At 60.8% G+C, this 24,113-nt stretch carries 22 protein-coding genes; 8 read left to right on the forward strand and 14 right to left on the reverse strand.

The annotated features are described in order from the left end of the window. Positions 1-3: 3 nt before the first annotated feature. Positions 4-1,008 (reverse strand): SPFH domain-containing protein, encoded by a 1,005-nt coding sequence (locus ASD32_RS17690; RefSeq protein WP_156383236.1) that lies wholly within the window; start codon positions 1,006-1,008, stop codon positions 4-6. Positions 1,009-1,169: 161 nt separating this feature from the next. Between ASD32_RS17690 and queC the strand changes: the two genes are divergently transcribed. Genes queC through queE form a run of 3 tightly spaced genes read left to right on the forward strand, consistent with a single transcriptional unit; the run spans position 1,170 to position 2,973 of the window. After that, positions 1,170-1,880: a 7-cyano-7-deazaguanine synthase QueC gene (queC, locus tag ASD32_RS17695; protein WP_060639343.1), complete on the forward strand. Its 711-nt coding sequence runs from the start codon at positions 1,170-1,172 to the stop codon at positions 1,878-1,880. Then, positions 1,880-2,236, forward strand: a complete 357-nt coding sequence (gene queD / locus ASD32_RS17700) for a 6-carboxytetrahydropterin synthase QueD (protein ID WP_060639344.1) — start codon at positions 1,880-1,882, stop codon at positions 2,234-2,236. The genes queC and queD overlap by 1 nt, the downstream gene beginning before the upstream one ends. Continuing rightward, positions 2,224-2,973 carry a 7-carboxy-7-deazaguanine synthase QueE gene (gene queE, locus ASD32_RS17705; RefSeq protein ID WP_280139464.1) on the forward strand — a complete coding sequence of 250 codons (750 nt, stop codon included), beginning with the start codon at positions 2,224-2,226 and terminating at the stop codon, positions 2,971-2,973. The genes queD and queE overlap by 13 nt, the downstream gene beginning before the upstream one ends. Here the strand turns inward: queE and hemH are convergent. From hemH to hmgA, 8 genes are all read right to left on the reverse strand, one after another. Next, positions 2,970-4,004, reverse strand: coding sequence for a ferrochelatase (gene hemH, locus ASD32_RS17710; RefSeq protein WP_060639345.1), 1,035 nt, complete (start codon positions 4,002-4,004; stop codon positions 2,970-2,972). The genes queE and hemH overlap by 4 nt on opposite strands. A gap of 140 nt (positions 4,005-4,144) precedes the next feature. Continuing rightward, positions 4,145-6,031, reverse strand: a complete 1,887-nt coding sequence (locus tag ASD32_RS17715) for a 5'-nucleotidase C-terminal domain-containing protein (protein WP_060639346.1) — start codon at positions 6,029-6,031, stop codon at positions 4,145-4,147. Between the two features lie 240 nt (positions 6,032-6,271). Beyond that, on the reverse strand, positions 6,272-6,640 hold the full coding sequence (omp10, locus tag ASD32_RS17720; protein ID WP_060639347.1) for an outer membrane lipoprotein Omp10: 369 nt from the start codon (positions 6,638-6,640) through the stop codon (positions 6,272-6,274). 173 nt (positions 6,641-6,813) lie between these two features. Continuing rightward, positions 6,814-8,265, reverse strand: coding sequence for a homospermidine synthase (locus ASD32_RS17725; RefSeq protein ID WP_060639348.1), 1,452 nt, complete (start codon positions 8,263-8,265; stop codon positions 6,814-6,816). Between the two features lie 175 nt (positions 8,266-8,440). Next, positions 8,441-9,088 (reverse strand): alpha/beta family hydrolase, encoded by a 648-nt coding sequence (locus ASD32_RS17730; RefSeq protein ID WP_060639349.1) that lies wholly within the window; start codon positions 9,086-9,088, stop codon positions 8,441-8,443. Positions 9,089-9,169: 81 nt separating this feature from the next. Further along, positions 9,170-9,811, reverse strand: coding sequence for a maleylacetoacetate isomerase (gene maiA / locus ASD32_RS17735; RefSeq protein WP_060639350.1), 642 nt, complete (start codon positions 9,809-9,811; stop codon positions 9,170-9,172). Beyond that, on the reverse strand, positions 9,811-10,839 hold the full coding sequence (locus tag ASD32_RS17740) for a fumarylacetoacetate hydrolase family protein (protein ID WP_060639351.1): 1,029 nt from the start codon (positions 10,837-10,839) through the stop codon (positions 9,811-9,813). Before ASD32_RS17740 ends, maiA begins: the two co-directional genes overlap by 1 nt. 187 nt (positions 10,840-11,026) lie before the next feature. Then, a complete protein-coding gene (hmgA, locus tag ASD32_RS17745; RefSeq protein WP_060639352.1) occupies positions 11,027-12,382 on the reverse strand; it encodes a homogentisate 1,2-dioxygenase in 1,356 nt (451 codons plus the stop codon). 97 nt (positions 12,383-12,479) lie between these two features. Between hmgA and ASD32_RS17750 the strand changes: the two genes are divergently transcribed. Then, the gene (locus ASD32_RS17750) at positions 12,480-12,935 is read left to right on the forward strand and encodes a MarR family winged helix-turn-helix transcriptional regulator (RefSeq protein ID WP_060639575.1); all 456 of its coding nucleotides are present in this window, start codon (positions 12,480-12,482) and stop codon (positions 12,933-12,935) included. Here the strand turns inward: ASD32_RS17750 and ASD32_RS17755 are convergent. Beyond that, positions 12,932-13,411, reverse strand: coding sequence for an Lrp/AsnC family transcriptional regulator (locus tag ASD32_RS17755; RefSeq protein WP_060639353.1), 480 nt, complete (start codon positions 13,409-13,411; stop codon positions 12,932-12,934). The two genes, ASD32_RS17750 and ASD32_RS17755, sit on opposite strands and share 4 nt — an antisense overlap. 128 nt (positions 13,412-13,539) lie before the next feature. On the opposite strand from ASD32_RS17755, the gene hppD reads away from it, so the two are divergent. Together hppD and ASD32_RS17765 are read left to right on the forward strand one after the other, a co-directional pair. Continuing rightward, a complete protein-coding gene (gene hppD, locus ASD32_RS17760) occupies positions 13,540-14,655 on the forward strand; it encodes a 4-hydroxyphenylpyruvate dioxygenase (protein ID WP_060639354.1) in 1,116 nt (371 codons plus the stop codon). Between the two features lie 267 nt (positions 14,656-14,922). Beyond that, positions 14,923-15,831, forward strand: a complete 909-nt coding sequence (locus tag ASD32_RS17765; protein ID WP_060639355.1) for a GGDEF domain-containing protein — start codon at positions 14,923-14,925, stop codon at positions 15,829-15,831. A gap of 3 nt (positions 15,832-15,834) precedes the next feature. Here the strand turns inward: ASD32_RS17765 and ASD32_RS17770 are convergent, their stop codons facing one another. The 4 genes from ASD32_RS17770 to ASD32_RS17785 form a co-directional block, all read right to left on the reverse strand. After that, on the reverse strand, positions 15,835-16,119 hold the full coding sequence (locus ASD32_RS17770; RefSeq protein ID WP_060639356.1) for a YciI family protein: 285 nt from the start codon (positions 16,117-16,119) through the stop codon (positions 15,835-15,837). Positions 16,120-16,121: 2 nt separating this feature from the next. Continuing rightward, entirely contained in the window at positions 16,122-16,907 is a 786-nt protein-coding gene (locus ASD32_RS17775) for an aminotransferase class IV family protein (RefSeq protein WP_060639357.1), read from the reverse strand. Next, positions 16,904-18,061, reverse strand: coding sequence for an aminodeoxychorismate synthase component I (locus ASD32_RS17780; protein WP_060639358.1), 1,158 nt, complete (start codon positions 18,059-18,061; stop codon positions 16,904-16,906). The genes ASD32_RS17775 and ASD32_RS17780 overlap by 4 nt, the downstream gene beginning before the upstream one ends. Before the next feature lie 207 nt (positions 18,062-18,268). Next, complete coding sequence (locus tag ASD32_RS17785; protein ID WP_060639359.1) at positions 18,269-20,131, reverse strand: M3 family oligoendopeptidase; 1,863 nt, start codon at positions 20,129-20,131, stop codon at positions 18,269-18,271. Positions 20,132-20,335: 204 nt separating this feature from the next. On the opposite strand from ASD32_RS17785, the gene ASD32_RS17790 reads away from it, so the two are divergent. Continuing rightward, a complete protein-coding gene (locus ASD32_RS17790) occupies positions 20,336-21,886 on the forward strand; it encodes a sigma-54 dependent transcriptional regulator (RefSeq protein WP_060639360.1) in 1,551 nt (516 codons plus the stop codon). A gap of 184 nt (positions 21,887-22,070) precedes the next feature. Then, positions 22,071-23,981 (forward strand): DUF882 domain-containing protein, encoded by a 1,911-nt coding sequence (locus ASD32_RS17795; protein ID WP_060639361.1) that lies wholly within the window; start codon positions 22,071-22,073, stop codon positions 23,979-23,981. Positions 23,982-24,113 lie beyond the last annotated feature (132 nt).

Consider the following 24,113-nt stretch of genomic DNA (forward strand, 5'->3'; position numbering starts at 1 on the left):
CGGTCAGCCTTCCCGCTTGGCCGTGTCGAACGGATTGCGGACTGGAACCGTGCGCGGCAAGGGCTGGCGCGTGGGTGAGGGTGCGTCACCGCCGCCATTGCCGAAGACTTCGCGGGCAATCGCGCCGATGCCGCCGAGCGAGCCGATCAGCGAGGAGGCTTCCATCGGCATCAGCACGATCTTCGAATTGGGCGCGGTGCCGATCGCAGCCATGGCTTCGGTATATTTCTGGGCGACGAAGTAGTTGATCGCCTGCACGTCGCCGGCGGCAATAGCCTCGGAGACCATTTTGGTGGCTTTGGCTTCGGCCTCGGCCAGGCGCTCGCGCGCTTCGGCATCGCGGAAGGCGGCTTCGCGCTGGCCTTCGGCCTGCAGGATGGCCGATTGCTTGGCACCTTCGGCGCGCAGGATCTGGGCGTTGCGCGAGCCTTCGGCTTCCAGGACCTGGGCGCGCTTTTCGCGCTCGGCCTTCATCTGGCGCGCCATGGCATCGACGAGATCCTTCGGCGGCTGGATGTCCTTGATCTCGACGCGGGTCACCTTGATGCCCCAGGGGCCGACGGCTTCGTCGACCACATGCAGCAGCTTGTCGTTGATGATTTCGCGGTTGGACAGGAGTTCGTCGAGGTCCATCGAGCCCATGACTGAGCGGATATTCGTCATCGTCAGGTTGAGGATGGCGCTCTGCAGATCGGAAACCTGATAGGCGGCCTCGGCGGCGTTCAGCACCTGATAGAAGGCGACGGCATCGGCAGCGCAGCTGGCATTGTCGCGGGTGATGACTTCCTGGGTGGGGACGTCGAGCACCTGTTCCATGACGTTCATCCGGGCGCCGATCTTGTCGATGAACGGGATGATGATGTTGAGGCCGGGCTCAAGCGTTCTGGTATAGCGGCCGAAACGTTCCACCGTGTAGCGAAACCCCTGCGGCACCGTCTTGATGCCGGCAAACAGCACGAGGATGACGAGTACCACGAAGGCGATGACGACGATGTCCAGTCCGGCCAAAGGCATCCGGTTTCTCCCTTAAATGTTTGTTTCGCCGCACTTTACGCAACCAGCGGCAAGAAGCCAGCGGATTTCCCCATTCACAAGACGGGTTGTTTGCCTTAAAGAGCGCCCATTCGCTTACCGGTCGCAGCCTACCCGGTCAAAACAAGGACTAAACTATGAAAACCATCGTGATCTGCTCCGGCGGATTGGATTCCGTTTCGCTTGCCCACAAGGTGGCAGCCGAAAATACGCTTTTAGCGCTTCTCTCCTTCGACTATGGCCAGCGCCACAAAAAGGAGCTGGATTTTGCCGCCGCCTGTGCCGTGCGTTTGAACGTGCCGCATCATATCATCGATATCCGCGCGATCGGCGCGCATCTGACGGGGTCGGCGCTCACCGATGATATCGCCGTTCCCGACGGCCATTATGCCGAGGACACCATGAAGGCGACGGTTGTGCCCAACTGCAACGCCATCATGCTGGCGATCGCCTTCGGAGTTGCCGCCGCGCAGAAGGCGGATGCGGTGGCAACCGCCGTGCATGGCGGCGATCATTTCATCTACCCCGATTGCCGCCCCGGTTTCATCGATGCGTTCCAGGCCATGCAGAACCACGCGACGCAGGGTTATGCCGACGTCACGCTGCATGCGCCTTATGTGAATGGTTCGAAGGCCGATATCGTCACGGATGGTGCGAGGCACGGCACACCGTTTGAAGAGACCTGGTCCTGCTACAAGGGCGGGATGCGGCATTGCGGGCGATGCGGAACCTGCGTCGAGCGGCGCGAGGCCTTTCACCTGGCAGCCATTGCCGATCCGACCGGTTATGACGATGCGGATTTTTGGCTCTCGGCGACCGGCGGCTTTGTTTCTGCGGAGGTAAAGTGATGTTCCGCATCAGCAAGGAATTCCATTTCTCCGCCTCGCATCAGCTCACCAGCCTGCCTGCAGATCATCAATGCGCGCGGCTGCATGGGCATAATTACATCGTCGTAGTGGAGCTTGCAGCCGAAGAGTTGAACGAACACGGCTTCGTGCGCGACTATCACGAACTCTCGCCGCTCAAGCGCTATATCGACGAAACCTTCGATCACCGGCATCTCAACGATGTGTTGGGCCATGACCGGGTGACGGCGGAATGCCTGGCGCGGCATTTCTATGATTGGTGCAAGGCGCATCTGCCGGAAACGGCCTCGGTGAAAGTCAGTGAGACGCCCAAGACCTGGGCGGAATACCGGCCGTGACGGGGACCTCAGGAACCGGCACCATTCGCGTTTCGGAAATGTTCGGCCCGACGATCCAGGGCGAGGGCGTCCTGATCGGCCTGCCGACCGTTTTCGTGCGCACGGGCGGCTGTGATTACCGCTGTTCCTGGTGCGATAGTCTGCATGCCGTCGACAGCCGTTATCGTGACGATTGGACGCCGATGACGCCGCAGGCGGTGTGGGAAGAGGTGAAGCGGCTGTCAGGCGGCGTGCCGCTTACCGTCTCGTTGTCGGGTGGAAATCCGGCGATCCAGCCACTGGCGGAGCTGATCCGACTCGGGCACCGGGATGGCTACCGCTTCGCGCTGGAAACCCAAGGGTCCGTCTCGAAGGACTGGTTTGCCGATCTCGACGTTCTGGTGCTCAGCCCCAAGCCGCCATCCAGCGGCATGGCGACGGACTGGGCACAGCTGGCAAACTGTCTTGAGGCCGCCGGCGCGCGGCCGCAAACGGTGCTGAAGATCGTCGTCTTCGACGCGGCCGACTATGCCTATGCCCGAGGCGTGGCGGCGCGCCACCCGCATTTGCCGGTCTATCTGCAGCCCGGCAACCACACGCCGCCTGACGGCGGCGAGGTCGATGCCGGCATCGACATGGACGGGATCGCAGACCGCATGCGCTGGCTGGTCGAAACAGTGACGCAGGATCGCTGGTTTGCCGCCCGTGTGCTGCCGCAGTTGCATGTGCTCCTGTGGGGCAACAGGCGCGGGGTTTAGGCCCAGCCCATCAATTCGCGGCGCACCACATGTTCGAGCACGGTCATGCCGCCCTCACTGTCGTTCAGGCAGGGAATGTGGGTGAATTTCTCGCCGCCGGCATGGTGGAAGGTTTCGGCTGCTTCCACGGCGATTTCTTCCAGGGTCTCGAGACAATCGGACACGAAGCCGGGATTGATGACGGCAATGCGCTTGACGCCGTCCTGGCCGAGCTTTTCCACCGTCTTGTCGGTATAGGGCTGCAGCCATTCTTCCGGCCCGAAGCGGGACTGGAAGGTGACCTGCAGTTTCTCCTTCGACCAGCCAAGCTTTTCGCGCACCAGCCGCGCGGTCTTGTAGCACTGGCAATGATAGGGATCGCCCTTCATGAAATAGGATTTCGGGATGCCATGGAAGGAGGTCAGCACCACCTCCGGCTCCCAGTCGAGCGTGGCAAGATGCTGGGTGATCGAATTGGCCAGCGCCTCGATATAGACCGGGTCGTCATGATAGGGCGCAACGGTGCGCAGCGCCGGCTGCCAGCGCATCTTCAACAGCGCCTTGAAGGCCTCGTCGTTGACGGTTGCGGTCGTTGCGGCCGCATATTGCGGATAGAGCGGGAAGACGAGGATCTTTTCGCAGCCGTCCTTCTGCAGTTCGTCCATCTTCGAGCGGATCGACGGCTGGCCGTAGCGCATGGCCCAATCGACGCGGATATTGGGCAGGTCTGCAAAGGACCGGGCCATGATCTCGGCCTGGTTGCGGGTATAGGTGCGCAGGTAGCTCTCGTTCAGATCCTTGTTCCAGATCGTCTCATAGGCCTTGCCGACCTTGGCCGGCCGGGTGTTGAGCACGATGCCGAACAGGATCGGATACCAGAAGAACGGCGACCATTCGATCACCCGCCGGTCCATCAGGAATTCCTTGAGATACCGGCGCATCGACACTTTGTCGGTGCCATCCGGCGTGCCGAGATTGACCAGCAGCACACCCACCTTGCCGAACTTGACGGGGGGATGGTTCGGTACGGTCGTCTGAATGGCGGCGGTCATGGCATATCCTGCATTATCGGGGCGGCGTCTCTTATACGGTAAGCGGCGTCTGCGGTTCATGCCGTTCTTAAAAAGAAAAACCGGCCCGGGGAACCCCGGACCGGCCGATTGGCAAGAGACATATTGTCTTACCTGTTTTCTCACTTGGCAGGGATCGTCAGCTCCTTGCCGATTTCCAGATGCCGTGGGGCCGGGTTGCCGTTGGCGCTGGCAATGGTCTTCCACAATTCGCCATTGCCGTAGACGGCCTTGGCCAGATCCCAGAGCGTATCGCCCCTGACGATGACATGCTTGGTTTCGGCCGCCGCTGGCGTTGCCGGCTTGGTTTCCGGTGTCGCGGTTTCCGCTGTTGCAGGCTTTGCATCGGTGGTCACGGCCGGGTCGGTGCTGGTTTGCGTCGAAGGCTCGGCTGGGGTCGCTGCAGCGATTTCTGTGATGCGGCCGTCGGTCGTCGGTTTGTAGGGATTGTTGGCCGTCAGGTAGTCGGCAAGAACCGTCTCAAGTCCTGGACCGTAGTCATAGGCATTTTCTCCCTTGGTCTTGAAGACGCTGTAACCGTCGCCGCCATTGCGCATGAAATTGTTGGTGACGACATTGTAGGTCTTGCCCGCATCAAGCGGCACATAGGCTTCGCCTTCCTTGACCTCGACGACGGAGAGACGGCTGCCGACGGGGCGGGATTTGTCGAAGGAGAATTTCATGCCGGCCACCTGCGGGAAGCGGCCGCCGAATTGCTCGATCTGGCTCAGGCCGTTTTCCAGTGCGGCGCTGATGTCGGCGCCCTTGATCTGCAAGGTGGCAACCGTGTTCTGGAACGGAAGGACGGCGATGGCTTCGCCCATCGAGACATCACCGGCATCGATGGAGGCGCGCAAGCCGCCACCATTGGTGATGGCGATGGTCACGCCCTGACCCTTGACGCGGTCGAGCATGGCATCGGCCACCAGGTCGCCCATTTCGCATTCCTTGGTGCGGCAGGAATCGCGGCTGCCGTCGATCGCAGCTTCCGTCTTGCCAATGATCTTGGCCTTCAGCTCGTCGATCGGCTTTGCCATTTCCTTGACGCGGGCCACGACGGCCTCGTCGGGCTTGAATTTGGAATCGATCAGGATCGGATCGCCCTTGGCGGACTTGACGACGCCATTATCATCGAAGGTGACGACGAGATCGCCGAGATATTTGCTGTAGGAACCGGCCTGCACGACCGGCACCTTGTAGCCGCCGGGATTGTCGGCCAGCGACGGATACGGACCTTCGGCCTTTGCGTCGGTGTTGGACAGGAGGCTGTGCGAATGGCCGCCGACGACCACGTCGATATCGGGGATTTTCGCAATCACCGCAAGCTCGCGCGGATAGCCGATATGGGTGAGCGCGATGATCTTGTTGACGCCCTGTTTCTTCAGGTCCTGCACGGCGGCGGAGATCGTATCGACGTCGATGCCGATCAGAACATTTTCGCCCGGCGAGGAGATTTCGGTCGTGTCATTGGTGACCGCGCCGACAATGCCGATCTTCTGGCCGCCGACATCCAGCACCACGGAAGGCTTGATGCGATCAACCAGCTTGGACTTGTAGCCGGCCAGGACATTCGAGGAGATGACCGGGAAGGTGACCTTGTCGAGGAACGTGGCCAGGCCGTCTTCACCATCGTCGAATTCGTGATTGCCGACGGTCAAGGCATCGAACTTCATCAGGTTGAGGAATTCCGCTTCAGCCGCGCCCTTGTAGGTCGTGTAGAACAGCGAGCCCTGGAAATTGTCGCCGCCGTTGAGCAGCAGCACGTTCTTGCCGGTCAATTCCTGGCGCTTCTGGTCGATGGCCGTCTTCAGGCGGGCGACGCCGCCGAAGCATTCATTCTTGCCCTCTTCCTCGGCCGAGCAGGTGGAATCGTATTTGTTGATCGATTCGATGCGCGAATGGAAATCGTTGATATGCAAAATGTTCAATTCATAATCGGCGAAGGCGGCCCCGGATGAAAGTGCAAGGATGGAGGCTGTCAGCAGCCCGGTTCGCAATTGTCTGATCAAGGGAATGTCTCCTGTTCTGGCGTTTGTGGTCGGTATCGTAGAGCACGGCTGTGACAGTTGGGTCGGAGCGGATGGTTTCACTTGGCCTTACCGACTTCAAGCCCTAAATCGCCTTATCCCTTTGTTGCATTGCAGCAAGGTTAAAATCGAAGGTTGCTAGAGGTGACAGATAAAAAGAAAAACCCTCCGGGCGTGAGGCCCGAAGGGTTTTGATAGTCGACATCGCAAAAACGCGTTAGCTCAGGCCTTGCGCGACAGCGAGAACTGCGCGCCGGAATCGGTGGTGCAGTTGAGCTGCGAGGTCGTCACCATGGCGCAATTGACCTTGGACTGGGTCTTTCGCAGCACCGAATACATGTTGATCTCAACCAGTTGTGGCGAAAGATTGGTATAGGTGCCGGATGCGATTTCCTGGTTCGTGTCGGTCGTGCGCGTGCTGAAGGTTCCGCCTGCAAAGGTGGAGACGACCCCGTTGGGATCAACCCAGGCGCCCTGGACGCCAACGGGCGCCATCTGGCGGCTCTGCGGCAGTTCCCGCACTTCGCGCGTCCCCTGGCAGGAGGCCAGAGCTACGGCGGACAGAACTGTCAGGATGGCGATCGGCTTCATAAGGGTCTCCCGGAGGCTGCGCGGTAAGCTGTCTATCGATTGAAAAAACCATGCCGTGATCAGGAGTTGAATGCAAGAGTGCGGCATGAGCACGGCAGGTATTATTCGGTCCATAACGAAAACGCCCGGAGATCGTTCCCCGGGCGTTCAATATTCAAGCCTTATCAGTCAGTTCAGCGAACGAGGATGTTCTTGAACTGCCAGGGATCCTTGGTGTCGAGATCTTCCGGGAACAGGCCCGGACGGCCGTCGAGCGGGGTCCAGTCGGTATAATGGCCTTCAACCGGGCCGAGATACGGTGTCTGCACTTCGAGGCAACGCTTGTAGTCGACCTCGTCGGCTTCGACGATGCCGGCATTCGGGTTTTCCAGCGCCCAGACCATGCCCGAGAGAACGGCCGAGGTTACCTGCAGGCCGGTCGCGTTCTGATACGGCGCGATGCGGCGGGTTTCTTCCAGCGACAGGCGCGAACCGAACCAGTAGGCGTTCTTGTCGTGGCCATAGAGCAGCACGCCGAGTTCGTCGATGCCATCGACCAGCTCATGCTCGTCGAGAACGTGGTGGACCGGCTGTGCATTGCCGCCATTGCCGAACATTTCATGCAGCGACAGGACGGCGTCATTGGCCGGATGATAGGCGTAATGGCAGGTCGGGCGGAACGTCACGTCGCCGTCCTTATCCTTCACCGTGAAATAGTCGGCGATCGAGATCGACTCGTTGTGGGTGACGAGGAAGCCATATTGCGGGCCCGGCGTCGGGCACCAGGTGCGGACGCGGGTGTTGGCGCCCGGCTGTTCCAGATAGATGGCCGCCTGGCAGCCCTTCTTGTGCTTCTTGGCGTTCTTCGGCATCCAGTTTTCGTGCGTGCCCCAGCCGAGTTCGGCAGGCTGCAGGCCTTCGGAAATGAAGCCTTCGACCGACCAAGTGTTCCAGAAGACGTTGAGCGGCTTCGGGTTCTTGGTCAGCTGCGTATCGCGCTCGGCAATATGAATGCCCTTGACGCCGGTCTTCTTCATCAGCTTGGCCCAGCCTTCGCGGTCATGCTGGTCGGGCTCGTCGAACTTGATGTCGAGATCGTTGGCAAGGTTAACCAGAGCCTGCTTGACGAACCAGGAGACCATGCCCGGGTTGGCGCCGCAGGTGGATACGGCTGTCGCGCCGCCTGGGTTCTTGGCCTTTTCCTTGCGCAGGGTTTCGCGCAGCGCATAGTTGGTGCGCTCGGAGTTCTTCATGTTCTTGTCGAAATAGAAGCCCAGCCAAGGCTCGATAACCGTGTCGATATAAAGCACGTCGAGCTTGCGGCAGAGTTTCATCAGGTCGACCGAGCCGGTATCGACCGACAGGTTGACGCAGAAGCCCTGGCCGCCGCCTTCGGTGAGAAGCGGCTTCAAGAGGTCCTTGTAGTTGTCCTTGGTGACATATTCCTTGATGTGGCGGACGCCATGCTTGGCAAGGATTTCCATGTCGCCTGCGTCTTCGCGCGGGTCGATGACAACCATCCGGCTCTTGTCGAACTTAAAGTGGCGCTCGATCAGGGGCAGGGTGCCGCGGCCGATGGAGCCAAAGCCGATCATGACGATCGGGCCGGTGATTTCGCCGTGAATCGGGTAGGTTGTTTCTGCCATTTCGTTTTGTCTCCTGCGGACGGGTTCGTCTGGTGTGAACGGCATATAATGCCTGTCTTTCACTTGAAAGGCCCTAGAGCATAGATTTCTGTCACAATAAAGGGTGACACGGCAACTCGGCCGGTTTGTAGCATGCGGCCGATGACAGGTTTGTGGATGGCGGGAGAGGCGGTTCTCAATCCGTCTTCGTTATTTGCTGAGACCAGTGCTTCACAGTTCCGGCCATCGTCTTCAGGTGGTCGGCGGCCGAGAAGCCGGAGATCGTCTTGCGCGGTTTCAGGTCGTGATCGCCGTCTTCCAGCCAGAGAATGCGGATGTTGCCGGAGAGTGCGTAGCTTGCAACTTCCTCGCGCGTTCCGAATTCGTCGCGGGTTCCCTGGCAGATGAGCGTGGGCGTTTTCAGCTCCGCCAGATGCTGCGTGCGCAGGCTTTCAGGCTTGCCCGGCGGATGAAAGGGATAGCCGAGGCAGAGCAGGCCGGCGATCTCTCCCCGCGACAAAAGGTCATCGGCCACCATGCTGGCAACGCGGCCGCCCATCGACTTGCCGCCGATGATCAAAGGCCCGGTTGCACCGAGTGCGGCAATGGCTGCCAGATATTTGGGGATCAGCTTTTCTGCTTTTGGCGGCGGTTTGCGTGCGCCGGAACTGCGGCGGGCAGCCATGTAGCCGAACTCGAAGCGGACGACGCGAAATCCTTCGGCGACAAGGGCCGCCGTGGCTGCATTCATCGATGCGGAATCCATCGGGGCACCGGCGCCATGGGCGAGAAGGATTGTTATCGCCGCGTTGGCCGCGCCGTCGATGAGAAAGTTCTGTTCCATGGCGAAGCCTGCGTCTGATTGCCGGGATGGCCGTTATGCCAAGAACAGCTTCCGGCGGAAAGCAGCCTGACCGGCATTTTCCTATTGAGGCGCGGCCTGATCCGGATGGGCCGCTGCAAAGGCGGGCAGCGCGGCACATCGCTCGGCAATGGCCACCGTGCGTGCGCAGTCCGCTAGATCGACATTCCAGCGCCGGGCATTGTAGAGCTGCGGCACGAGGCAGAGATCGGCCATGCCCGGCCTGTCACCATGACAGAAGGTGCCGGTTGCCGGGTGATCGAGAAGGCGTTCGAAGGCGGTGAGACCTTCACCGATGAACTTGCGCATCCAGGCCGCGCGCGCCGCCTCCGGATCGCTCGCCTGCTGCATGACATGGGCGACGATGCCGAGATTGCAGGTGGGATGAATGTCCATGGCAATGGCGTAGGAGAGGGCGCGGACGCGGTGGCGGCCCAGCGGATCGGCGGGCAGGAAGGGCGTGTCCGGCCGCGTTTCCGCCAGATATTCAATGATGGCAAGCGACTGCGTCAGCATATGGCCATCGATCTCAAGGGCTGGAACCAGACCCTGCGGATTGCGGGCGAGATGCTCCGGCTGCTTGTGCTGTCCGCTCAACAGATCGACCGGTACGGAGCTGTAGGGAATATCCAGCATGTTGAGCGCAATCCGTACCCGGTAGCTGGCGGAAGAGCGCCAGTAGTCGAAGAGAACCGGAGAGGTCATCAGGATTGCCTCGCGCCGGGTTGATATTTCGCCACGGTCTGCTCGATCGTGCCGAAGATCGAATGCCTGGTCTTGTCTTTCATTTCGATCCGCACGGTGTCGCCGAAATGCAGGAACGGCGTGATGGGCGCGCCTGTCTCGATGGTCTCGATGGTGCGGATTTCGGCGATGCAGGAATAGCCAGCGCCACCTTGTGAAACAGGTTTGCCCGGTCCGCCGTCGAGCTTGTTGGAAACGGTGCCCGAGCCGATGATGGTTCCGGCGCAAAGCGGCCGGGTTTTGGCCGCATGGGCAACCAGTTCACCAAAATCGAAGGTCATGTCGATACCGGCATTGGCGCGGCCGAAGGGGTTTCCGTTGAGATCGACGAGAAGTGGAAGGTGCAGCTTGCCTCCATCCCAGGCGTCGCCCAGGTCTTCCGGCGTGACCGCAACAGGTGAAAATGCAGAGGAGGGCTTCGACTGGAAGAAGCCGAAACCCTTGGCGAGTTCGGCCGGGATGAGGCCGCGTAGGGAGACATCGTTGACCAGCATGATCAGGCGGATCGCGGCCCTGGCAGCCTCGGGTGTTGCGCCCATCGGCACGTCATCGGTGATGACGGCTATCTCTGCCTCCATGTCGATCCCATAGGCCTCGTCCGCCATCACGATCGGATCGCGGGGGGAAAGAAACGCGTCGGAGCCGCCCTGATACATCAAGGGCTCGGTCCAGAAGGAGGCGGGCATTTCGGCGTTGCGGGCCTTGCGCACCAGTTCGACGTGATTGACATAGGCCGAGCCATCCGCCCACTGATAGGCACGCGGCAGGGGAGAGGCGGCCTCGTGTTCATGGAAGCGCTGCGAAGGCTGTGCGCCGGTTTCCAGACCGTCCGCGACCTCGCCAAGGCGCGGGCCGGCATGGGCCCAGTCGTCCAGCGCCGCCTGCAGCGTGCGGGCGATATGGCCGACTTCGGAACAACGGGTCAAATCCCGGGACACGACGACCAGGCGGCCATCGCGGGTGGAGTCCTTGAGTGTGGCAAGCTTCATGCTGGTTTCCGTTCTTTATCTATGCGCCGCCTTGTCCCTCAATATTAAATTGCGGCCTTGCCCCTCACCCTAGCCCTCTCCCCGCAGGCGGGGAGAGGGGACGATGGAGCTTGCCGCTTGTCCCTTCTCCCGGCCTGCGGGGAGAAGGTGCCCGACAGGGCGGAAGAGGGGCCTTTGTCGTTGGGCTTCACCGGATCCCGGGCGTGCCGTCGAATTTCCGCTCCAGGCCGTCCCAGCATTCGAGATAGTCGTCCTGCAGCGTTTCCAGTTCGGCGGCGTAGCGGGTGAGTTGCTGCGGGTAGCGGGTCTCGAACATGAAGGCCATGGTATGGTCGAGCTTCACGGGCTTCAGTTCGCTGTTGGAAGCTTTCTCGAAGCCGGGTGCGTCTGGTCCGTGTGGCAGCATCATATTGTGCAGGCTCATGCCGCCGGGCACGAAGCCCTCTTCCTTGGCGTCATATTGGCCATGGATCAGGCCCATGAATTCGCTCATGATGTTGCGGTGGTACCAGGGCGGGCGGAACGTATGTTCGGCCACCAGCCAGCGCGGTGGGAAGATGACGAAATCGACATTGGCGGTGCCGGCCTCCTCCGTCGGGGCCGTCAGCACCGTGAAGATCGACGGGTCGGGATGATCGAACAGGATGGCGCCGACCGGCGAAAACGTCCGCAGATCATATTTGAAGGGTGCGTAATTGCCGTGCCAGGCGATGACATCGAGCGGCGAATGGCCGATCTCGGTAACGTAGAACTTCCCGCACCATTTCACATGCACCCGGCAGGGCGTTTCCTTGTCCTCGTAGGCGGCCACCGGTGTCTTGAAATCGCGCGGATTGGCAAGGCAGTTGGCGCCGATCGGGCCGCGATCCGGCAGGGTGAATTTGGCGCCGTAATTCTCGCAGATATATCCCCGCCAGACTGAGCCTTCGCCAAGCCGCGAGACCTTGAACATCATGCCGCGCGGGACGAGGCAGATCTCCGACGGTTCGACATCCATGATCCCCATTTCGGTGAAGACGCGGATGGCGCCGAGTTGCGGTACGATCAAAAGTTCGCCATCGGCGTCGAAGAAATAGTCGTCGATCATGTCATCGTTGAAGATATAGGCATGGGCGGCCATGCCGACCTGGGTCATGACGTCGCCGGCGGCAGTCATGGTGCGGATGCCGGAAAGGAAATTGAGCGTTTCCGCCGGTTCCGGGATCGGGCTCCAGCGCAATTGTCCAAGCGGCAGGGAGTGATCGTCGAGACAGGGCGCCGATTTCCAGAAAGGGTAGCTGGCATTGGAGAAACGGCGCGTGTGGCGCACGCTCGGGCGGATGCGGTAGAGCCAGGAGCGTTCATTGGTGCCGCGCGGTGCGGTGAAGGGGGAACCGGAAAGCTGTTCGGCATACAGGCCGTAATTGCATTTCTGCGGGCTGTTCTGGCCTTGGGGCAGGGCGCCGGGAAGAGATTCCGTTTCGAAGTCATTGCCGAAGCCGGGCATATATTGCGGGCTGTTGACCTGCGCATCGGCCGCCGCCGTCCGGGTTTTTTCCAGCATCGCTTGATCCTCCTTCGTGGATATGGTTACAAACGTAACTGTCAATTTTGTAACTATCAAGGAAGCCATGAAGGAACCGATGAACCCCGAGAATGTCATCGCCGATTTCGATCTCGAGCAGTTCCTGCCGTTCCGCCTCAATCGTGCGGCGGAGTTCGTCGCTTTGCGCTTTGCTGCGGCTTACAAGGCCGAATACGGGCTGACGCGGCCCGAATGGCGCACATTGGCAGCGTTGGGGGCGGCACTTGGAAGCTCCGGCCGGATGACGGCGACGGAGGTGGGGGCCCATTCCACCATGCACAAGACGAAGGTCAGCCGCGCCGTGTTTGCGCTGGAGGATCGCCGCTGGCTGAAGCGGACGCGGGACGAGGACGATCGCCGTGCCGAGCATCTGGAACTGACGCCCGCCGGCATCAGGGCCTACCGGGACCTGACGCGGCTGGCGCGTGATTATTCGGCCGAACTCTCACACCTGTTGGGCCAGGATGGTTTGCAGGCCCTGTCCTCCGGGGTCACCGCCGTTGAAAAAGCCATGCCGAAGAGACCGCGTTAGGATTTTGCGCGCTGGCGCACTGGAAGCCCCTCGAAATCCTTCAACGTTGCCAGCACGATCGACGTTTTCACATGCTGCACGCTGTCATGCGGCAACAGCACGTCGTTGACGAAATGGGCAAGGCCGGCAAGATCGGGTGTCACGACCTTGAGGTGATAATCCATCTCGCCGGTCAGCGCGTAACATTCCAGCACCTCCGGCAGATCGGCGATCAGGGCTGCAAAACGCTTGGCATTGTCGCGGTTATGGGTGGCCAGCGTCACGGCAATGACGATCAGAAGGTCCAGCCCCAGCCGGCCGCGGTCCAGCATGGCCCGGTAGGTCTGGATGAACCCTTCGGTCTCTAGCCGCGCCCGCCGCCGCGAGCATTGCGAGGGCGATAAGGCAATCCTTTCGGAGAGTTCGTTGTTGGTCAGCCGGCCATCACTCTGCAATTGCGAAAGGATCTTCAGGTCATATCCGTCGAGCTGTTCCATCTGTGCGCAAATCCTCAATATTTCGCATGAACCATGCATAGATTTCGCCTGACTGCGCAAGAATGCAAGCACAATGCACGGAATCTCCGTCATCATGGCCCAAATTCTGACGTTCAGAGGAGAGAACGATGGGCCCCTTCCCGCATGACACGCCGCCGACCGGCATTACTGTTGACAACCCGGCCGGTACCGATGGTTTCGAGTTTGTCGAATTCGCCCATCCGGAGCCCGAAAAGCTGCGCGAGCTTTTCACCCGCATGGGCTATTCCTGCGTTGCCAAGCATCGCAGCAAGGATATCAGCGTGTGGCGCCAGGGCGATATCAACTACATCTTGAATGCCGAGCCCGGCAGCCATGCCATGCGCTTCGTGGAGGATCACGGTCCCTGCGCGCCATCCATGGCCTGGCGTGTTTCGGATGCGAAACATGCGTTCGATCATGCCGTTTCCAAAGGTGCCATGCCCTATACCGGCAAGGACAAGGCGCTCGACGTTCCCGCTATCGTCGGCATTGGCGGTTCGCTGCTCTATTTCATCGACACCTATGGCAGCGAGGGTTCGCCCTATGAGGCGGAATTCGAGTGGCTGGGCGCGCGCGATCCGAAGCCTGAGGGCGTCGGCTTTTATTATCTCGATCACCTCACCCATAATGTCTATCGCGGCAACATGGATACGTGGTGGGATTTCTACCGCGAACTGTTCGGCTTCAAGCAGATCCATTTCTTCAATATCGACGGGCGCATCACGGGCCTCACAAGCCGGGCGATCACGTCCGCCTGCGGCAAGATCCGCATCCCGCTGAACGAGTCCAAGGACGATACGAGCCAGATCGAGGAATACCTGCGCAAATACAAGGGCGAAGGCATCCAGCATATCGCCGTTGGTACTGATGGCATATACGAGGCGACCGACAGGCTGGCTGCCAATGACCTGAAGTTCATGCCTGGACCGCCGGAAACCTATTACGACCTGTCGCATGACCGGGTAAATGGGCATGACGAGCCGATCGAGAAGATGAAGAAGCACGGTATCCTGATCGACGGCGAGGGCGTGGTGGATGGCGGCATGACCCGCATCCTGCTGCAAATCTTCTCAAAGACGGTGATCGGGCCGATCTTCTTCGAATTCATCCAGCGAAAGGGTGACGAAGGTTTTGGCGAAGGCAATTTTCGCGCTCTGTTCGAATCGATCGAGGCCGACCAAATCCGCCGCGGCGTTTTGAAACCGGCCGCCGCAGCCGAGTAATCCCCGGCGTCAATCGCCATCTCTGTAGAAGCCCCGCCAGATGCAAACCGGCGGGGTTTTTGATGTTTGCGGGCCGGTTTTTCGCGTGGCCTGACACCCCGTCCGCCGTCATATTATTCTGATCTTTATGTTCCATTTTGAGACGCGGGCATATATTTCATTGAGCATAACAATCTCCGGCTGCGGGGAATTCGCACAATCGGCATTATTCTGGCGTGCTGACCGCTATGGCTGGTATCATGAATGCGGTGATACGGAATCAATGCGATGGATGACTTACAGGCGAGACTGGCGTCCTTGCGGGATGAGACTGCGGTTTTCATCGCGCTTTACGATCAGCGGGATCGCCTGCGCTACGCCAACCGGGCTTTTCGCGCGGCTTTCGCGCTCGATGAGGCGGAGACGCCGCTCTGGGCGGATTTGATGCGGCGCAATCATGCGCTTGGCCGGGGCACCGTCATTAGCGTGCCGGATTTCGAAGCCTGGGTCGTCTCGGCGCAGTCGCGGCGCGGCAAGATGCCGTTCCGCGCATTCGAGACCGATCTGGTCGATGGCCGGTGGCTCTGGATGACCGAAAGCGTCGATCGCAGCGGCTGGATGCTGTGCATCGCCAATGACATCACCCATCTGCGCGCCGACGAAAGGACATTACGGCAGGATCGCGATTTTGCTTTGAAGGCATCGCAAACCGACGAACTCACCGGCATCTCCAACCGCCGTTACATGATGGCGCAGCTGGAGGCGATGATCCGCAGCCAGCCGGCGGGCGGACCCGTCAGTGGCTGCATTTCCATTCTCGATATCGACTTTTTCAAGGGCATCAACGATCTCTATGGCCACCAGACCGGCGACGAGATCCTGCTCGACTTTGCCCGCCGGGTCCATCCGGTCGTGCGGCGCCATGATTGTTTCGGCCGCATCGGCGGCGAGGAGTTCATGCTGATCTTTCCGCAGACAACGCTTGCCGAGGGGGAGTGGATCATCGACCAGGTGCTGGAGACGGTGCGCACGGCGCGTCCGCTTTTGTCGGCCCCGCTGTTTTCCTATACCTGCTCGGCCGGCATTGCCGCCCTGCGGCCGGGCGAGACTGCAAAGGAAATCTATTCGCGCGCCGATGCCGCCCTTTACGATGCCAAGCATTCCGGCCGCGACCGCATGGCGGTTGGCGCCCGCTGATCTCTACTCTGCCAGTCCTTCAAGGCCGTCAGCCGTCCGGGTCACTGTGACCTCGGTGATCTCGGTATCTGCGACGCCATGGATGGTAAACGGGTCCGCCGCCACGATCGCCTCGATGTCGGCCCGTGTGCCGCGTGCGAAAATCACCCCGCCGGTGCGCGGGTTCTTGCGTCCGGATGCGAGGAAAATGCCTCTGTCATAGCCGTCTTTCACCCAGTCCATATGGGGTTCGATATGGCGGTCGACTTCGGACAGCCGGGCCGTATAGGTCAGTGACAGGATGAACATGATCAGTCCTTCATCAGGTGTTTGGCGCGGATCAGACCGCGCAGCGAATTGCCCATATAGAGTGTGCCGGTCTTCAGATCGGCCAGGGTCAGGCGCTGGACGCGGGCGCGCCGGGCGCAGATCAGCTCTGTGCGCAGCACGCCCGCCAAAAGACCGCAGGCGACCGGCGGCGTTTTGAGCATCCCCGAGCCGTCCTCGAGAAAGATCGAGGTGATCGTGCCCTCGCAGGGTTCGCCCTTCTCATTGAGCAACAGCACCTCATCGGCATCGGAGGCCGGATATTCGGCGCGCGCCGCCTCGTAAATTTCGCGACTTGTGGTCTTGTGGCGCAAAAGCCTGTTGTTGGAATCGAGCCGGGCTGCGGCGATTGCGACGCGCCAGATTGTATCGGGCGGCAGTGGCGCGAACGGCGCGGTGGTGATGGCGATTTCGCCGGCGGGGCTGAGGGTCAGGCGGACGCGAAGGGGCCCCGGCCGCTGCTCTTCCTCCTCCCCTGTGGGGAGAAGGTGGCCCGAAGGGCCGGATGCGGGGGAGCGGCTGGCGCTGAATGTGCCGGACGGCCCCCTCATCGCCTCGCTTTGCTCGGCACTTCTCCCCGCTGGGGAGAAGAGGGAGCGCGCGGTAGGCGTCTCCCCCAGCACCTCTGCCAGCTTTTCCGCTGCCCGATCCGCGCCTATAAACCCCAGCCGTCCCGCCGAACGTGTCAACCGGGCCAGATGCAGCCGCAGGCGGATGATGCCGGTTTCAGGCTCCCATCGCATCGTTTCGATCAGCGAAAAATCGCTCATCGGTCGATCCAGGTATCGCCGACGGCGAAGCGGGCTTTGAGCAGGCATTCCTCATATTCGGCTTCGGCGGTGGAATCAAAGACGATGCCGCCGCCGACATTGAAAATGGCTTCGCCTTCCGGAAAGAGTGACAGCGTGCGGATGGCGACGTTGAAGCGCATTGTCCCGTCAGGCGCGATGAAGCCGATCGAGCCGCAATAGGCATCGCGCGGCCCGTCTTCGAGATCATGGAGAATGTCCATCGCCCGCATTTTGGGCGCGCCGGTGACGGAACCGCAGGGGAAAAGCGCCTCGAAAATCTGGGTGATGCCGATATCGGGCAGCAATTTTGCCCGGACATGGCTGACCATCTGGTGCACGGTCGGATAGGTTTCGATATCGAAGAGTTTGGACACATCGAGCGTGCCAACCTCCGTGATGCGGGAAATGTCGTTGCGCAGGAGATCGACGATCATCCGGTTTTCGGCCTGGGATTTCGGATCCTCCCGCATTTCGCGGATCAGGTCCTGGTCTTCCGCAGGCGTTGCGCCGCGCCGGGCCGTGCCTTTCATCGGGTGCGTCTCGATCCAGCCGTCCTGATCCACCCGGAAGAACAGTTCGGGCGAGCGCGACAGAAGGGTGGGGCCACCCAGCGAAACCAGCGCGCCATATTTGACCGGCTGCCGCTCGATCAACGACCAGAAGGCAGCCAGCGGATCGCCGTTCCAGCGGGCGTTGACCTGCATGGTCAGGTTCGCCTGGTAACAATCGCCCTGCCGCAGATGCTGGTGCAGCCGGTCGAAACGCTGCTTATAGGTCTCAAAATTCCAGCTTGCGCGGGGCTCGGTGATAAAAGGCTCGTTCTCAATGCGGCGCTGGGGCTCTGCCAGTGCATGGCCGTCGGCCGGGCCATCGAACACGCCGAACGCCATCAGCGGCGTGCGACGGTTTTCCTGCGCGAAGGGGGTAAGCTTTTCTTCAAAGAGGTGACCCGCTTCATAGCTCATGAAACCGGCCAGCCATTTGCCTTGCCCGTGGGCGGCTTCCATATCCTTCAGGCCGGCCCAGAACTGCGCCTTCGTGTGGGCGGTGATGACGCGCAGCGGCTCGGCAAAGACGGTCGTCCTGTCTTCGCTGTCGTCCCGGAACAGGACATAGGGGCCGGTGTCGGTCATGCGGCTCACGCTTGTGTCCGCGTGGATCCTCGGATCGAGCCCGAGGATGACAGAGAACGGGGGTGACGGCGGACATGGGTTTGCCGGCCGCAGAGTGGAAGTAACTTTGCAGCCAGCCGAGCCCACGGATCGCCAACCCCGGGCTTGACCCGGGAATCCATACGGGCATCCGCAAAGCTCGCTGTCATCGTCCGTTCCTGCTCAAGTCTATGCCTGTCTATCAAGCACTTCCAACTCGTCGATCAGCCCTTCCAGCATCGACAGGCCCTGTGCCCAGAACGACGGATCGGTGGCGTCGAGGCCGAAGGGGGCGAGAAGCTCGGAGTGATGCTTGGTGCCACCCGCCTTCAGGAGCTCGAAATATTTCTGCTGAAAGCCGGTTTCGGCCTTCTGGTAGACGGCGTAGAGCGAGTTGACCAGGCAATCGCCGAAGGCATAGGCATAGACGTAGAAGGGCGAATGGATGAAGTGGGGGATATAGGCCCAGTAGGTCTCGTAGCCCTCGGAAATCCGGATGGCCGGACCGAGGCTTTCTTCCTGAACCGACAGCCATAGCTGGCCGATATCGTCGGCAGTCAGCTCGCCATTCTTGCGGGCGGTGTGCACCTTGCGCTCGAATTCGTAAAAGGCGATCTGGCGCACGACCGTGTTGATCATGTCCTCGACCTTCTGGGCAAGCATGGCCTTGCGTTCCCGCTTGTCCTTCGTCTTGTCGAGCAGGGCCCGGAAGGTCAGCATTTCGCCGAAGACGGAGGCGGTTTCAGCCAGGGTCAGCGGCGTCGAGGCCATCAGCGCGCCCTGGCCGCCGGCCAGAACCTGATGCACGCCATGGCCGAGCTCATGGGCGAGCGTCATCACGTCGCGCGGCTTGCCCATATAATTGACCAGCACATAAGGATGCGCGGACGGCACCGTCGGATGTGCAAAGGCGCCCGGCGCCTTGCCGGGGCGCACCGGCGCATCGATCCAGCCGCCATCGAAAAAGCGCCGGGCGATATCGGCCATTTCCGGCTGGAAGCCCGCATAGGCGGATAGAACCGTTTCCTTGGCTTCGCTCCACGGGATCAGCGTCGCCGGCGTTTCCGGCAGCGGCGCGTTGCGGTCCCAGAATTCCATCTGTTCCATGCCAAGCCACTTGGCCTTCATCGCATAATAGCGGTGCGACAGCCGCGGATAGGCATCCTTGACGGCTGCAGCCAGCGCATCGACCACGTCGCGCTCGACGCGGTTGGCCAGGTGGCGGCTGTCGGCGATATCGGTAAAGCCGCGCCAGCGATCGGAGATGTCCTTGTCTTTCGCGAGCGTGTTGGTGATCAGCGTGAAGGTGCGGATATTGTCCTTGAAGGTCTTGGCCAGGGCAGCTGCCGCCTTCTTGCGGATTTCCGGATCGGCTTCCTGCAGCATGCTCAGCGTCACTTCGAGCGGCAGCGTCTCGCCATCGACCTTAAAGGTCAGCGCCGCCATGGTTTCATCGAACAGCCGGTTGAAGGCGCTGGCGCCGGTCATCGATTTTTCGAGGAAGAGCTGCTCGATCTTGTCATCCAGCTGGTAGGGCTTGTCCATACGCAGATCGACGAGCCACGGCTTGTAATGGGCTGCAAGCATGTCGGTTTCGAGCGCCCTGTCGATGACGGTGTCGTCGATGCGGTTGAGTTCCAGCGCAAAGAATAGGAGATGGCTCGCCATATCCGTGAGCTTGGCCTGGGCATCGCCATAGAGCTTGCCGTTGGCCGGATTGGACGTGTCGGAAAAATAGGTGAGGCCGGCGAAGGAGCCGATCTTGCCCATCAGATCTTCGAGCACTTCATATTCGCGCACGGCCGCGCCGATGCCCGCGTCTCCTTTAAGCGCTGCTGCATCCGACAGCTTGCCCTTCCATTTGGCCTCGAAGGCCTTGGCGAGCGTGTCCGCCTTTTCCAGGTCGCCGAGATATTCCGCAGAGCTTGCCGAGGGGTAGAGATCCTCCAGTTTCCAGGTGGGCAGATCGCCCAATTCCACCGCATTCGCGCCACCGGACGAGGCGGAAAGGGCGATGCGTGACGATGTCTGGAAGGCAGAGAAATGAGGCATGGGCGGTCACTCTTTTTGTCGATGCCGGCCCGGTTTCGGGCGGCGAAGCAGAGGTCGGATATGGGTCCATGACCTAACGTCGGCAATGGATAAAATGCAAGCATTTCTCAAAAGAGGATTTTCAGGCCTTTCTGACAGGAATGTTTCTCACGATACGGCACATGACGTGGCGATCGCGTTCTACGCGGAAAGCAGGAGGCCTTCATGACATCCCAAATTCTCGTCATCGATGACGATCCGGTCCAGCGCCGGCTGCTGACGAACATGATCGAGCGGCTCGGTCACATCGCCCATCTCGCCGATAATGGACGCAGCGGTCTGGAACTGCTGGAGCGCAAGCGCGGGCTGATCAGCGTTATCCTTCTCGATCTGATGATGCCGGAAATGAACGGCCATGGTTTTCTCGAGGCCATCGCCGAGCGCGGCATCGATACGCCCGTAATCGTGCAGACGGGGCAGGGCGGCATTGAGACGGTGGTTCTCGCCATGCAGGCCGGCGCCTTCGATTTCGTGGTCAAGCCGGTCTCGCCCGAGCGGCTCTCCGTTGCCATTACCAATGCCTTGAAGATGGATCACCGCGAGGGCAAGAGTGGGCGCGCGCCAAAACGGTCGCGCAGCGGCACCGTCGGGTTCGACGATATCGTCTCGGCAAGTCCTGCAATGATCCGGGTGCTCGACCTGGCGCGCCGCGCGGCGCAGTCCAATATCCCGATCGTTCTCGAAGGCGAATCCGGCGTCGGCAAGGAAATGGTCGCCCGGGCCATCCAGCATGCCAGCGAGCGCGCCAGCAAACCGTTTATCACAGTCAATTGTGGTGCCATCCCGCACAATCTGGTGGAGAGCATTCTCTTCGGCCATGAAAAGGGTGCGTTTACCGGCGCCACTGAAAAACATTCCGGCAAGTTTGCCGATGCCGATGGCGGCACGCTGTTCCTGGATGAGATCGGCGACCTGCCGCTTGAAGTTCAGGTGAAGCTGCTGCGCGCCGTGCAGCAGGGCGAGATCGAAACGATCGGCGCCCGCCACCCGCAAAAGGTCAATGTCCGGCTGATCTCGGCCACCAACAAGGACCTTATCAACGAAGTCCGCGAGGGCCGCTTCCGCGAGGATCTCTATTACCGGCTGAACGTGTTTCCGATCGCCATGCCGGCGCTGCGCAAGCGCAAGGAGGATATTCCGGTTCTCGTGCGCACCTTCGTCGAGCGTTTCGCGCTGGAGCAGCGGCTGGCATCGCCGCTTTCGGTTTCCAGCGGCGCAATGGCGCTTCTGACGGCCTATGACTGGCCGGGCAATATCCGCCAGCTGGAAAATGCCATCTTCCGGGCGGTCGTTCTGGCAGAGGGGAGCGAACTGACGGTCAAGGACTTCCCGCAGATCGCCACACAGATCCCCGGCTATGTCGTTGCCGAAAAGTCGGGCTTCACCTGGGAGGAGACGGGGCCTGCCAAGGGCACGGTTGCGGACGCCAATTATCTGCCGCCGGTCTATCCGCATTTCAGCGCTGCCGAGAAGGCCGATCCGCGCAGTGCTGCGCCGGATCAGCACTCTGAAAACGCGATTGCCAGCGTCGATGACGGCGGAAATGTGCGAAAGCTTGCCGATGTGGAAGAGGAACTGATTCGGTTTGCGCTGAAATTCTACCGGGGTCAGATGAGCCAGGTGGCGCGCAAGCTTGGCATCGGGCGCTCGACATTGTATCGTAAACTAAAGGATTACGGCATCAACCCGGACGATCCGTTCAGCGAGGCCGCGTAAAACGAGGGATAACAATCCCTAACGTTCCGTCGCATTTGGATGTTGTCGTTTAGACCTTGTTAGTGAACCATTCACTATATTATAAGGATAAGCGATGACTGTGGCATATTTGCCATGCTGTCACCGCAATTGACAGTCATCTGATCAGCCACGGGACGTATTGTCCTTCGGACGGGGATTGAGTTTGCAAAATTTGTTCGGATTCAAGAAGCCTAACGGCTCCGTGATAGCCCGCTTTTGCGCCGCGGTTGCCCGTAAGGTGCCGCGTGTTCTCGCATCGCTTCTGATCACAGCGTCCATGGTCACGCCTGGCTTTGCGCCGCCCGTTGAGGCAGCAGGCCAGACGCGCACGCTCAAGCTCTATTTCATCCACACCCAGGAAAAAGCGTCGATCACCTTCAAGCGCAATGGCCGCTACGATGCCAAGGGCCTGCAGGAGATCAACCGCTTCCTGCGCGACTGGCGCCGCAATGAGCCGACGAAGATGGATCCCCATCTTCTCGACCTCGTCTGGGAAGTCTACCAGAAGAGCGGATCGCGCGATTATATCCACGTCGTCTCCGCCTACCGTTCGCCGGCCACCAACGGCATGCTGCGGTCGCGCTCCAAGGGCGTTGCCAAGAAAAGCCAGCATATGCTCGGCAAGGCGATGGATTTCTACCTGCCCGACGTCAAGCTGAAGACCCTTCGCGAAATCGGCATGAAGTTCCAGGTCGGCGGCGTCGGCTTTTATCCGACATCCGGCTCGCCGTTCGTGCACATGGATGTCGGCGGCGTTCGCGCCTGGCCGCGCATGACCCGCAACGAACTGGTCCGGCTGTTCCCGGACGGCAAGACCCTGCACGTGCCGGCCGACGGCAAGCCGTTGCCGGGCTATGAACTGGCCGTTGCGGACTACAAGCGCCGTGTGGGTGCCAGCGCGTTCGAAGTGGCCGGTGGCGGCACCAAGGGTGCGGGCGACAAGGACACCACCAAGCGCAAAGGCACTCTGTTTGCCATGCTCTTCGGTGCTGGCGGCGACGAGGATGAAGAACCCAATGCAATCGCCAGCGCTGCTGACGCGGAAGGCTCTGACGAGCAGCCGGCTGCCAAGGCGAAGGTCACGCAGGTTGCTGCCGCAGAACAGCCCCTGCCTGGCGTCGATAATTCCGTTGCTGCGGCCGCCGAGCAGCAGCAGAAGATTGCAGCTCCCGTTCCCGGCGTAAGGCCAGCCTTTAGGGATGCCGATGCCGGCATTCAGACGGCGCTGGTTGCGCCCGCCAAGGAAACAGCGCAGGAGGCCTGGGCTGCCGCCCTGCCGGCGCCGGCCGAGACGCCACAAAGCGAATATGCCGACCTGACCACCTACAAGATTCCGGTGCCGCAGATGCTGGGCAAACGTGGATCAAACGGCGACGCCGGAACCGACACGCTGATGGCTTCGACCGATCCGAATGCGGCGGTTCTGCCTGAAGATGTTGCAGCGCTCGGTTTTGTCCCGGTTCCCGGTTCGCGTCCTGCCGGCGAAGAAGCGCTGATGGCCGTGGCTGACGCCAATGTCGCCGTTCCCTCCTTTGCCGAGCGGGTACAGCCGCAGGCCGTTGCTTTGGCGCAAAAGCCCGTGGAAGCCGTAGCCGAGGCGCAGACGCGGGTTGCCCAGACACCGGTTGCCCAAACACCGGTTGTTCAGACACGGGTTGCCTTGGCGACGCCGACGCAGAAGGAACAGCCGGTCGAGATGGCCGCGTTTGTGCCGCAACCGTCTGCTGCCGCGCGCGGCGCCGTGTTTGACAATGCATTCGACCCCAATGCCGAAGCGCCAGCCAAGGGCAAGCGCCCGAAGAAGCAGGAAGCCGACGCTGCGACCCGCTCTTCCGTGCGCACCGAGCCGAAGCTGACCCAGCAGATCATTTCCTCCTGGGCGCTGAGCAATGGCCGCATGGCAACGCTTTCCAAGCCGGTCAAGGCACCGCGCTTTGTCAGCAAGTCGTTGCGCGCATCCCCGACGACGGTCTATTCGGCCGGCTTCTCGAACGAAGCCGTGACGGCTGACACGGCCCGTTTTAGCGGCTCGGCCGTCAACTTCCTGGAAGTGAAGAAGTTCAGCACCAACTGAGATGGTGGTTGAAAACAGAGCGAGCCCGCTGGCGATGGCGGGCTTTTTTGTATTCTGATACGCACCGTATCGACATGCCGCATCACGCAAATGTGCGACTGCGGCGCGGATTGCCGGCTGTTTCCCTGACCT

The organism is Rhizobium sp. Root483D2 (assembly GCF_001426685.1).
In the GTDB taxonomy this organism is placed as follows: Bacteria; Pseudomonadota; Alphaproteobacteria; order Rhizobiales; family Rhizobiaceae; genus Pararhizobium; species Pararhizobium qamdonense.

Bases quoted from the DNA above. Each gene is read 5' to 3' on its own strand.
- queC (WP_060639343.1), top strand. From the start codon at position 1,170: ATGAAAACCATCGTGATCTGCTCCGGCGGATTGGATTCCGTTTCGCTT.
- queD (WP_060639344.1), top strand. From the start codon at position 1,880: ATGTTCCGCATCAGCAAGGAATTCCATTTCTCCGCCTCGCATCAGCTC.
- hemH (WP_060639345.1), bottom strand. From the start codon at position 4,004: ATGACCGCCGCCATTCAGACGACCGTACCGAACCATCCCCCCGTCAAG.
- omp10 (WP_060639347.1), bottom strand. From the start codon at position 6,640: ATGAAGCCGATCGCCATCCTGACAGTTCTGTCCGCCGTAGCTCTGGCC.
- ASD32_RS17725 (WP_060639348.1), bottom strand. From the start codon at position 8,265: ATGGCAGAAACAACCTACCCGATTCACGGCGAAATCACCGGCCCGATC.
- ASD32_RS17730 (WP_060639349.1), bottom strand. From the start codon at position 9,088: ATGGAACAGAACTTTCTCATCGACGGCGCGGCCAACGCGGCGATAACA.
- maiA (WP_060639350.1), bottom strand. From the start codon at position 9,811: ATGACCTCTCCGGTTCTCTTCGACTACTGGCGCTCTTCCGCCAGCTAC.
- ASD32_RS17740 (WP_060639351.1), bottom strand. From the start codon at position 10,839: ATGAAGCTTGCCACACTCAAGGACTCCACCCGCGATGGCCGCCTGGTC.
- hmgA (WP_060639352.1), bottom strand. From the start codon at position 12,382: ATGCTGGAAAAAACCCGGACGGCGGCGGCCGATGCGCAGGTCAACAGC.
- ASD32_RS17755 (WP_060639353.1), bottom strand. From the start codon at position 13,411: ATGGAACAGCTCGACGGATATGACCTGAAGATCCTTTCGCAATTGCAG.
- hppD (WP_060639354.1), top strand. From the start codon at position 13,540: ATGGGCCCCTTCCCGCATGACACGCCGCCGACCGGCATTACTGTTGAC.
- ASD32_RS17765 (WP_060639355.1), top strand. From the start codon at position 14,923: ATGGATGACTTACAGGCGAGACTGGCGTCCTTGCGGGATGAGACTGCG.
- ASD32_RS17770 (WP_060639356.1), bottom strand. From the start codon at position 16,119: ATGTTCATCCTGTCACTGACCTATACGGCCCGGCTGTCCGAAGTCGAC.
- ASD32_RS17775 (WP_060639357.1), bottom strand. From the start codon at position 16,907: ATGAGCGATTTTTCGCTGATCGAAACGATGCGATGGGAGCCTGAAACC.
- ASD32_RS17780 (WP_060639358.1), bottom strand. From the start codon at position 18,061: ATGACCGACACCGGCCCCTATGTCCTGTTCCGGGACGACAGCGAAGAC.
- ASD32_RS17785 (WP_060639359.1), bottom strand. From the start codon at position 20,131: ATGCCTCATTTCTCTGCCTTCCAGACATCGTCACGCATCGCCCTTTCC.
- ASD32_RS17790 (WP_060639360.1), top strand. From the start codon at position 20,336: ATGACATCCCAAATTCTCGTCATCGATGACGATCCGGTCCAGCGCCGG.